Origin of the sequence: Achromobacter sp. GbtcB20, from assembly GCF_019091095.1 — a bacterium.
GTDB classification, from domain to species: Bacteria; Pseudomonadota; Gammaproteobacteria; order Burkholderiales; family Burkholderiaceae_B; genus Achromobacter; species Achromobacter mucicolens.
In genome coordinates this window covers 1-255 of sequence record NZ_JAGXJZ010000677.1, presented here as the reverse complement: position 1 = coordinate 255, position 255 = coordinate 1, and the positions used below count along the sequence as shown (strand labels likewise).

The following is a 255-nucleotide window of genomic DNA, read 5'->3' as shown; positions in this document are numbered from 1 at the left end:
ATCATGAGGGGGAAGAAACGGTTCGCGAACTGTGGGCGGCGGCAGGCGTGCTGGTGAATGAGCTGGCGCGGCCGGCGCTGTTCCTCAACCTGCCGGGCAGTGCAGGCGGAGCGAGCGGCGAGCCAGGCTACCTGTCGTTGCGGGCGCTGATGCGACCGGCACCGCTCTGGACTGCCGCGGCGCGCGACGTCTACGTTTGTGAAAACCCGAATCTGGTGGCGATCGCAGCCGATGCGCTGGGCGCGCATTGTGCAC

1 protein-coding gene is annotated in these 255 nt (G+C 67.8%); it reads left to right on the top strand.

The annotated features are described in order from the left end of the window. Positions 1-255: DUF2399 domain-containing protein (locus KVT32_RS30695; protein ID WP_217619495.1), on the top strand; the 255-nt coding region annotated here is incomplete at both ends.